At 62.5% G+C, this 10,425-nt stretch carries 6 protein-coding genes; all 6 read right to left on the bottom strand.

Annotation, left to right across the window (positions count from 1 at the left end):
* Positions 1-516: 516 nt before the first annotated feature.
* Positions 517-1,473, bottom strand: coding sequence for a Gfo/Idh/MocA family protein (locus SAJA_RS13230; RefSeq protein ID WP_123659142.1), 957 nt, complete (start codon positions 1,471-1,473; stop codon positions 517-519).
* A gap of 101 nt (positions 1,474-1,574) precedes the next feature.
* Positions 1,575-3,425 carry a glutamine--fructose-6-phosphate transaminase (isomerizing) gene (gene glmS, locus SAJA_RS13225; RefSeq protein ID WP_123659141.1) on the bottom strand — a complete coding sequence of 617 codons (1,851 nt, stop codon included), beginning with the start codon at positions 3,423-3,425 and terminating at the stop codon, positions 1,575-1,577.
* Positions 3,426-3,449: 24 nt separating this feature from the next.
* Positions 3,450-4,820, bottom strand: a complete 1,371-nt coding sequence (gene glmU, locus SAJA_RS13220) for a bifunctional UDP-N-acetylglucosamine diphosphorylase/glucosamine-1-phosphate N-acetyltransferase GlmU (protein ID WP_184999888.1) — start codon at positions 4,818-4,820, stop codon at positions 3,450-3,452.
* 30 nt (positions 4,821-4,850) lie between these two features.
* Complete coding sequence (gene mdoH, locus SAJA_RS13215) at positions 4,851-7,331, bottom strand: glucans biosynthesis glucosyltransferase MdoH (protein WP_221180247.1); 2,481 nt, start codon at positions 7,329-7,331, stop codon at positions 4,851-4,853.
* On the bottom strand, positions 7,328-8,974 hold the full coding sequence (locus SAJA_RS13210) for an OpgD/OpgG family glucan biosynthesis protein (RefSeq protein ID WP_123659140.1): 1,647 nt from the start codon (positions 8,972-8,974) through the stop codon (positions 7,328-7,330). The genes mdoH and SAJA_RS13210 overlap by 4 nt, the downstream gene beginning before the upstream one ends.
* 138 nt (positions 8,975-9,112) lie before the next feature.
* Positions 9,113-10,425 (bottom strand): hypothetical protein (locus tag SAJA_RS13205; protein WP_221180246.1); only part of this gene is annotated, 1,313 nt, incomplete at its 5' end.

The raw sequence follows: 10,425 nt of genomic DNA, 5'->3' as shown, positions 1-10,425 counted from the left end.
AGCCCAGTCAACCCAGCACTTGGTGCGGTTTCGGCCTTGAAGCCGTTAGAGAAGACGTCTTGGCATGCGCCTTCGCTCTCAAAAGTGCACTCGATAGCAGAAGCAGAAAATCCGTATTCGCTAAAATATTCGATATACAGAAAACTTGTGGCCGACTGCACGAATCGCCGCAATTTTTCTGCTTTTCTACTTCACATATCGTGTATAACACACGCCCAGGAAAAGCCGATGGCCGGGCGCGATTGTTTTTATTTAACGAATAAAGATAGAAAAATATATCGCTTGCAAAACAATCGCTTAAAAGAAGAAACGATGGTTTTCATCAAAACCACGACCGATCGTTAGTTTTTTGCCGAACAGCTGTTAATAGCGGGCCGACGCCGTGGTTCAACCAACGGAAGCCGGACGAGACGGTATCTGATTCAATCTCTTGGATCGTGTTTGTCTCGATTCCGGCTTGTCACAGCTAGTTTTCAACAGCGTATCGATACACAACAGTCCAAGAGATGAACCGGGCTAATACGCATAGCGGGATGAGTGCGCCACGGCCTCGTTGATCCGTTCGAGCGTCTTGATCACCGCGATCGCCGAGCGCCCGCTCGAGCGCGATGTCTCGCGGCGTTTCATGCAATCGATGAAATGCGCAAGCTCCAGCGCCAGGGGCTGGCCATCGCCGCGATGCACGATCTCACTGCCTTCATCGTGATTTTGCAGCTGATCGTCGATCCATCGTCGATGCAGGGTGACACTCTGCTCGATCTCGTCATAGACGAGCATGCCCGCCGAGCCACGTAGGACCGTACGACGGGCTGTTTCGGGCCACAGCCAGGAGGTGTGCAGGTTGCCCCGCACGCCGTGGGCGAACTCGAGATGTACATGCACCTCGTCCTCGACCGCCAGGCCCAGCATGCGATGGCCGGTCGCCCGAACTCGGTCGGGGGCCGTGCCTGTGAGATAGAGCATCACGGCCATGTCGTGGACGCCGATATCCCAGATCACGTTCTCTGCGCTGCGCGCGCGGCCGAGGTTCAGCCGTTCGTGACGAATCGAGAACAACGTCCCCAGCTTGCCGGCCTCGATATATTCCTTCATCCAGGCGATTGCCGGCTGGTAGAGCAGTAGATGACCGACCATCAGGACCCGCGCCTCGCGCTCGGCCAGATCAGACAGCTCTTGTGCCTGGGCCGATGTCGGCGTCATCGGCTTTTCGACAAACACGTCCTTGCCGGCCGCCAGCGCGGCAGCCGCGATTTCGTAGTGCGTTGCCGTGGGTGTGGCGATGGCCACACCGTCACAGTCCGAAGCCAGGGCGGCGCGCCAGTCCGCGAACAGTGATAAATCCGGATGCTCGCTGGCGTAAGCGTTCAGGCGCTCGTTATTGCTCTCGACGATGCCGGACAACACGCCCAGCGCTTCGAGATTGCGAATGACGTTACGGCCCCAGGCGCCGGCACCGATGGCAACGATCTTCATCGTAGGCTTGTCCGATCATCTCAATGTGACCGGTTATCTTAGGGCCTGTTGCCGTTTCATACGAGACCGAGCCCGAAACCGAACCGGGGCCGCCTGTCGTGTTATTCCACGGTCACCGATTTGGCCAGATTACGCGGCTGATCCACGTCCGTGCCCTTGGCCACGGCCACGTGATAAGCCAGAAGCTGCAGCGGCACGGTATAGGCGATCGGCGCGATCGCCTCTGCGATATGCGGCATGTCGATCACGGTCAGCCCCTCGCCGGATTTCAGGCCCGAATTCTCGTCGGCGAAGACGAACAACCGCCCTCCGCGGGCGCGAACCTCTTGCAGGTTGGACTTGACCTTTTCCAGCCAGTCGTCGGTCGGGGCAATGGCGACCACCGGCATGTCGTCGTCGACCAGTGCCAGCGGGCCATGCTTGAGCTCGCCGGCGGCATAGGCCTCGGCGTGGAGATACGAGATCTCCTTGAGCTTGAGCGCGCCTTCCATCGCGATCGGATACATCGGCCCGCGCCCCAGAAACAGGGCGTGATGCTTGTCCACGAAGGCTTCGGCCAGCTCGGCGATCGTGTCGTCGAGCGCGAGCACCGCCTCGATCGCCGAGCCCATCGACTGCAATGCCTGGGCCACATGTACCGCCGACGCATTGGGGCGTGCCAGCATGCCCGAGAGCATGGCCAGGCAGACCAGCTGGGTGGTGAATGCCTTGGTCGAGGCAACGCCGATCTCCGGCCCGGCGCGGGTCATCAGGATGAGATCGGATTCGCGGGTCAGCGAGGTCTCGGGCTTGTTGCAGATCGCCAGTGTGGCCAGATAACCGGCGCCGCTGGGCAACGCTTTGGCATAGCGCAATGCCGCCAGCGTATCGGCTGTCTCCCCCGACTGCGACAAGGTTACAAACAGGCAGTTCTTGGGCACCACCGGGCTGCGATACCGAAACTCGCTGGCCAGCTCGACGTTGCAGGGAATCCTGGCACGCGACTCGATCCAGTAACGCGCCACGCAGCCGGCGTGATAACTCGTGCCACAGGCCACGATATGCACCGATTCCACCTCGGCGAGCAGCGCCTCGGCCTGGGGGCCGATGGCTGCGGCCAGCGGGCCGTCATCGCCCAGCCGGCCTTGCCAGGTTTCGGTCAGAACACGGGTCTGCTCATAGATTTCCTTGAGCATGAAATGGCGATAGCCACCTTTTTCCGTGGCTTCCAGCGATAGCTCGGATTCCTGTACCGGGCGCTCGATGGGCTGGCCGTTGAAATCGGTCAACGCAAAATGCTTGGGCTGCACGATCGCGATATCGCCATCTTCGAGATAGACGAAACGCCGTGTGACCGGCAACAGTGCGGCCAGATCCGAGGCCACGAAATGCTCGCCGATCCCCACGCCCAGCACCAGCGGCGAGCCACGCCGGGTCGCCACCAGCGTATCCGGATCGTCGATACTGACCACGGCCAGCGCGTAGGCCCCGTGCAACCGATCCACCGCCGCCCGGACAGCACCGGCCAGATCGGCCGCGGTGCGCCGATAGAAATCGATCAGATGCGCCACGACCTCGGTATCGGTTTCCGAGGTGAAGCTATAACCGGCCGCCACCAGCTCATCGCGCAGCGCCTCGTGATTCTCGATGATGCCGTTGTGCACCACGGCAACACGCTCACTCGAGGCATGCGGATGCGCATTGGCCTCAGTCACCCCGCCATGCGTGGCCCAGCGGGTGTGGGCAATGCCGAGCCGGCCCGGCAGGCCGTCGCCGGGCGTCTCGGCCTGGGCGTCGGCGAGTGCATCGGCCAGCGCGGCCACCTTGCCCACGGCACGCTGTCGCCGTAGCGCCCCATCATCGACCAGCGCCATGCCGGCCGAGTCGTAGCCACGATATTCGAGCCGTCTCAGGCCCTCGAGAAGAATGGCCGATACGTCACGCTGCGCACTTGCCCCAACGATGCCGCACATAGAATTGCCCCGGTGATAAGTTGATTATTTGGTTGTCTTTTTCGACGGCCGCTGCCAGCCGGCCACGGTGCTCTGTCGTACCCGCGATAGCGTCAAGGCATCGGCCGGTGCGTTGCGTGTCACGGTCGAGCCGGCACCGATGGTGGCGTCACGGCCGATCGTGACCGGGGCGACGAGCTGGCAGTCCGAGCCGACGAACGCCCCGTCCTCGATGATCGTCTCGTGCTTGGACAGTCCATCGTAATTACAGGTGATGACACCGGCCCCGATATTGACGTCGCGGCCGATACGAGCATCGCCGACATAGCTTAAATGGTTGATCTTGCTGGCTTCGCCCAAGCGTGTCTTCTTGGTTTCGACGAAGTTGCCGATCTTGGCCCGGTCGGCGACCACGGTATCCGGACGCAGCCGGGCGAACGGGCCGATGGCACAGCGTGCGCCAATCGTCGCGCCCTCGACCACGCTGTGGGATTCGATGCGTGTATCGTTTTCGATCCGACAGTTCTTGAGCACGACATGCGGGCCGACATAGACGTTATCCCCCAGGATCACTCGGCCCTCGACAACCACATCGACGTCGATTTCGGTATCGCGCCCGGCCCGCAGCACGCCACGCAGATCGAACCGTGCCGGATCGCGTAGCGTCAACCCGGTAGCCATCAGCGCATCGGCCTGACGACGCTGGAACAGGCGCTCGGCGCGTGATAGATCCAGCTTGTTGTTGATGCCCTGGGTCTCGGCCTCGCTGGCAGCCTGGCCGGCGGTGACCGGCACGCCGTCGGCCGCGGCCAGCGCGATACAGTCGGTCAGGTAATACTCGCCCTGGTCGTTGTCGTCGGTCAGCCGTGATAGCCAGTCGCGTAGGGCTGCAGCGCCGGCACACAGAAGCCCGGTATTGGTTTCATGAATATGCCGCTCGGCGCTATCGGCATCGCGTTCCTCGACGATACGCTGCACGCGATTGTCGTCATCGCGCACGATACGGCCATAACCGGTGGGATCAGCCAGCACCACCGTCAGCAAGGCCAAGGCACCGTTGTCAGCAGCCGAGACCAGATGATTCAGTGTGTTCGCCCGCACCAGAGGCACGTCGCCGTAAAGCACCAGCACCCGAGCATCGTCCGGGATATCGCCGATGGCCTGGGCCACGGCGTGCCCGGTACCCAGCTGTTCGGCCTGTTGTACCCAGCGTACCGGCATATCCGCCAACGCCTGCTGCACGCGCTCCCCGCCGTGTCCGTAAACCACGTGGATGGCCGCCGGCTCCAGCGCCTGGGCCGTCTCGACCACGTGGCGCAGTAACGGCCGGTCACCCAGCGGCTGTAACACCTTGGGCAGAGCCGAATTCATGCGTTTGCCCTGGCCGGCGGCCAGAATCACGATATGCAGCGACATAACAGCGTTGTCTTTAGGCGAATGGCGCGACTATACCGATGCGCTCGCCCGGGTGTCAGGGCACAAGGCCGCGGCGGCCCAATCCGGCCATGTCGGCAAACACCAGAGCGCGCTGTGCAGGGCACGCATCTGTCCCGGATCGGCCAGCAGCGCGGCCTGTTCGCCTGTATCCAGGCCGGCTGGGCCCTCGGCGAGCAGCCGCTCGCCAAGCTCGTGGCGATAGCTTGCAAGCTCATCGCTCAGCCGGCGCGGCTGGCCAAGCAGTGCCACGTGCAAGGCATTGAGCCGCGGATCGATCACCAGGGCGGCCATGCTCGGCTCCGGGCCAGCCTCATCCCCTAGCTCGACCACACGCCTGAGTTCGGCCGGCGGGGCGTTTTCTTCGGGAATACGCTGCAGGCCGTGACGTGACATAGCCTGACCGAGATATACGCTCGAGGTCAGAACCGTCACCACCGGCGCGATCAGGAGCGGGATCAAAATTGGCAGCAGCCAGGGAAAAAAGCCCGGCGTATAGATATAGAGCACCGCGCCCCAGGCCACGGCCAGCACCATGCCCGGCAAATGAAACCGGGTCGCGGCCCACCAGGGCACGGTGGCATCCTCGCGCTGCTGGTTGTTCCACTTGACCTGCCTGCCGATCAGCGTGGTGGCCACGAAGACCGTATGCGCCAACATGCGAATCGGCGCCAGCAACGAGGTCAGGATGATCTCGATCAGCGTCGAGCCGATCAGATTACCCACGCCGCCAAAGGCCTTGTGTTCACCACGGGCGATGATCATGCCCATGCCCACAATCTTGGGCAGAAACAGCACCACGAGCGTGGCGTAAAACAACGTCAGCGCCCAGATCGGCTGCCAGACCGGCCAGGCGGGAAACAGCGCCCCGGGCGAGGGGAAATAATCCGGCGTGGTCACGGCTTCCATCACCGCTTCGAAAGAAGACAGAACCAGAAACACGAACCAAATCGCTGCCGAGGTATAGGCCATCACGCCGTTGGCAAACAGCGCACGATGCGCCGGGGCCAGATTGTCGGAGAACAACAGGCGCAGATGCTGGATATTGCCCTGGCACCAGCGTCGATCACGCCCGAGCTCATCGATCAGACTGGGCGGGACCTCCTCATAACTGCCCGGCAGGTCGTAGGCGACATACACGCCCCAGCCGGCCCGTCGCATGAGCGCGGCCTCGACGAAATCATGTGACAGGATCTCGCCGGACAACGCGCCACGGCCGGGCAGGCGCGGCAAAGCACAATGATCCATGAAGGGCGCGATGCGAATGATCGCGTTATGCCCCCAGTAATGGGCGTTGTCGAGATGCCAGTAATGCAATCCGGCCGCGAACATGCGTCCGTAAACGCGCGTGGCGAACTGTTGCACACGTGCCAGAACGCTTACGCGGTTAACGGCCGTTGGTGGCGTCTGAATCAGGCCTACGCTCGGGTTGGCCTGCATCCGATCGACCATCGCGGTCAACGTGCTTCCGATCATGATCGAGTCGGCATCCAGCACGATCATGTAACGATAGTGCCCGCCCCAGCGACGACAGAAATCGGCCAGATTGCCGCTCTTGCGCTTGACCCGCGCACGCCGGCGCCGATAGAACAGCCGGTCGAACGCGCCGAGCCGGTCACAGGTTTGGGCCCAGACCTTCTGCTCGGCGGCGATCGTATCGGGTTTGACCGAGTCGCTCAGCACGAAGATATCGAACTCGTCCAGCCGGCCGGTCGCCGCCAGTGACTCGATGATCGCCTGTAGACCGGCAAACGTGCGTGTTACGTCTTCTTCGTAGATCGGCATCACGATTGCGGTTCGTGCCGCCGACATGTCCTGATCGCATGCTGCCCCCGGCGCGTCGCTGATCCGATACTTATCGCCCTGCCAGAGCACGAAAAAGCCGGCCATCGCTGTCCAGAAGCCAACCAGAATCCAGGCAAACAGCAGCCCGGCGAGCCCCAGGATGACGACTTCCAGAGGCGTACCGCCCTGATGCGGCAGCACGGTCAACATATAGAACGTCGCCCCGGCCGCCGGCAGAGCGACCAGAAAGAACAGCACCAGCTGACGCCAGCGCACGACGCCGCGCAGCCGGCTGGGCACCGCCCGTGGCAGGCGCAGACGCCGATCCAGGCCGGGCAATAGCCGGGAAATGAAACGCCAGGGCCGCCGATCCATGGCCGCTGGCGACATCGAGCGCCGCGCCATGCCCGGCATTGAGCCGCCGCGCAACCCGGCGTTGCCCGTATCCGCAGCCCGCCGCGCGGCCAGGTCCGGGTAGGCGGCCTCGATCCGGCCGATCAGCTCGGCCTCGGCCGGGTCGTCCATACCGTGATGATCGCCGGCGAGCGCATCATGCAACGCAGCCATGGCGGCATCCGGCGTATCGGGGTTCTTGGCAGCGACCGTGTCTCGCAGCGCAATGCGGCGCGATGTGTGATCCGTGAGCGCGGCGAGATAAGCCTCGACACGGCGCATGGGCGCGCGCTGTTCGGCGGTCTCTACGCTCACGGATTGGCCAGCCGATAGTTCCAGGTTTCAGTCAAGCCACCGCCGTTGGCATCGGCCAGATAGGCTCGCAGATCGAGCGGGGATTCGAGCGCCTTCGTCGGCACCAGAAAACTCAGACGCCAACCATTCGTGTGCGGATTACGCACCGCCCGGATATTGTTGATCGTCACATCGCGCGCGGCGTTGACGCGTGCCTTGACCGAGTTCGCGTCGGTGAGCTTGGTCAACGAGCCGCCGACGAAATCGATCGCGATCTTGACCTGATTCTTCTGCTGCCCGGGAACCACCGCGGCCATGCCGATCCGACTCGCCGCGACATGCCCTAACGATTGCGGCGCGATCGGGGCATCCGACCAGCTCACGTCATAAGCGTAGTGCAGGCGCTGGCCGGCTTTGACGGGCTCGCTGGGCACCCAGTACAGATCGATATTGTCGTTGACCTCGGAGTCGGACGGGATCTCCACCAGTTCCAAATGGCCCTTGCCCCAGTCGCCCTTGGGACGTACCCAGGCGTTCGGGCGTTTTTCGTAGCCGTAGTCCATGTCCTGATAGTTGGCGAAATCGCGATCCCGCTGTACCAGGCCGAACCCACGCACATCGTTGGCATCGTACTGGTTCATCCAGAGCTTCTGCGGATTGATCAGAGGCCGCCAGAGCCATTCGCCGTTGGCTGCGGAAATCAGCATGCCGTCAGAGTCGTGGGCTTCCGGGCGATAATCATCCAGGCGAGTCAGGCTGTTCTCCCCCCAAGTGAACATGCTGGTCAGCGGGGCGATGCCCAGCTTGTCGATTGCCTTGCGGGTGAACAGCGTTGCCTCGACGGCGGTGACCGTCTTTTTGCCGGGGGTGATCACGAACTTGTAGGCCCCGGCCACGCTCGGTGAGTCCAGCAGCGCATAAACCGTCGTGCTCTTGGCACCTGAGGCCGGCTCCACCAGCCAGAAGCGCGTGAAATTCGGAAACTCTTCGCCTTTCTGGGTATTGCCTGTATCGATGGCCAGGCCACGCGCCGACAGGCCATAGCGCGTATCGGCAGCCAGCGCACGGAAATAAGAGGCCCCGAGAAACGAGACCAGTTCGTCCTGTTTATCCGCGTCGTTCAGTGGATACGTCAGCTTGAAACCGGCAAACCCGGCATCGGCCGGCATCTTCTTGGCAACGGCCGGCGACGGATAGCTGAATGCGTGCTTGTCGAAGTCGACCGAGCGCACGGTCTTGTCATCGTTGATGGTGTAGATCTTGACTGCGTGCTCGTAGAACGAGCCCGGCGGATAGAACAGCGTCTTGAAATCGGTTTTTTGATCGGCCCATAGCGCGCGATCCGTCTTGTAACCGATACGCGTGTAGTCGTTCGGCGAAAGCTTGTTCAACGCCTCCCCCACCGGCGGCGGCGCTTTGTAATCTTTTTTCGCGCGCTGCCGGGCCAGGGATACGAGCGCGGCGTAATCGATCACTTGTTGATAGGGCGTCGTTTTCTGCGGCGCGCTTTCAGCGCTCTTGGCTTTGTTGGCCGCACCCGACTTGGCCGGATCGCTGGCGGCCTGGGCCGTCATCGCCCCGCCCGCCTGTGCCATGACGAGCACAAGCCCCGTGTGCATGACGGCACGACCAACCGTCGAACGATAGTAACGAGCCAGACGCATGCGCTTTTCCTTGTTCGAACAAATTCACGACGCGCCCATTGCCCCGCGGGCACGCCGTATCAAGCCATATGCCGCGCTATCTGACGACAGACGGCATGAGCAGACCATGAACACGGCCGCACATCGGCCATCGCTGGATCAAAACCGATCGATCAGAGAACGCAGTGGTGAGAATATTTGACCGGAATCTTTCGTAAAGTTCAGTGACAAGCGCACATCACCGCCGGCGTGGGTCGCCGGCACCCAGCCGGCCGAGGCATAGTCCATGTTGATGGCGAACTGATCAGCGATGCCCGGAAACACGAGTCCAACACCAGCCAGGCCCGCATAGTCACTATCGCGGCTCTGGGTGCCGCCAAGCGCGAACCTCGGACGCAGGCGTGCAGCCACACCGGCGATCGCCAGACGCCGATCGAACGACAACGACCACAGGCCGCCCTCGACAGGCCGATTCTGTGGATTGACGACATCGCCTTGATACCAGCCCATGGCGGTATTCACATGCCAAGCGCGCCAGTATTGTGTTCGGCTGGCCACACGTAGCGAGACCGGGCGATGATCGGCCGACCGTTTGCTACCGAACTGCGCGCTCAGCGCCCAGGGCCGGCCGGTGCCGGCCTGAGCATAGCGCCCGCTGATGGTAAACGTGTCCACGAGGCCGCTTTCGGTCGTGCGGTCGTGCACGCGCAACGTGTTGTGCACGCGCCAACCCGAGTCGCCATCGTAATGGCTTTCCAGCTCGACACCCCGGCCAACGCTGGCAAGCGGGCTGCCCCAGGTATCAAAACCCGAGCTGGCCGAAAAATAACCCAGGTGGTAGCCGCCGGCCGCGTAATCTTCGCTTACGCCGTAGCGGCTGGCCCGTCCCGACAGGCTGGCCCCGGCCGGCCCGGAACCATCGACTTCCGCCGTCATGAACGACAGATCAGGCACGAACGCGCCGCCGCCGAGATCAAAATTGCTGGTGGCCTGCAGCAGCGTCTGCCCGCCTACGGCCGCACCTCGGCTTGAGGTGTGCATCCCGCTAAAACGCAAGTCGAGCGGGCTGGCCGATGAGGCCGCCTGCCATTCGAGACCGCTGGTGAGATAACGCCGCGTTGCACTGCTGGAATCATCGACGCCGAAAAAAGCCTGCGCGTGGCCCAACGGCAGCGCCCCGGCTGCCAGATCGAGGTTTTGACGATGGCCGTGCACAAGCCGGCGCATCGCCGAGGTGTCGAAGACTGGAAATGTCTCCGCGCCGTCGTTGCCGGATGACTGGGCCAGTGCCGAATCAGTTCCCAGACCCGCCGCGACGAGCCAGCCCACGACAACAAGACGCAGATAAGGAATCGACATGATACGAGCATCATCACTGCACACCAGCCACAGAATCTTGTGCCCGCTGCGTGATTTGTCAAACCCATTACCGATCCTGCGGGTCAAATACCCGCGGGGATCGCTTGGTAACC

Source organism: Salinisphaera japonica YTM-1, from assembly GCF_003788585.1.
In the GTDB taxonomy this organism is placed as follows: domain Bacteria; phylum Pseudomonadota; class Gammaproteobacteria; order Nevskiales; family Salinisphaeraceae; genus Salinisphaera; species Salinisphaera japonica.
The sequence above is the reverse complement of the archived record's forward strand: the minus strand, read 5'-3'. Positions and strand labels throughout refer to the sequence as shown.

What these genes read in the sequence shown, in the direction of transcription:
- SAJA_RS13210 (WP_123659140.1), bottom strand. Translation starts at nt 8,974, where the DNA reads ATGCGTCTGGCTCGTTACTATCGTTCGACGGTTGGTCGTGCCGTCATG.
- glmS (WP_123659141.1), bottom strand. Translation starts at nt 3,425, where the DNA reads ATGTGCGGCATCGTTGGGGCAAGTGCGCAGCGTGACGTATCGGCCATT.
- glmU (WP_184999888.1), bottom strand. Translation starts at nt 4,820, where the DNA reads ATGTCGCTGCATATCGTGATTCTGGCCGCCGGCCAGGGCAAACGCATG.
- SAJA_RS13230 (WP_123659142.1), bottom strand. Translation starts at nt 1,473, where the DNA reads ATGAAGATCGTTGCCATCGGTGCCGGCGCCTGGGGCCGTAACGTCATT.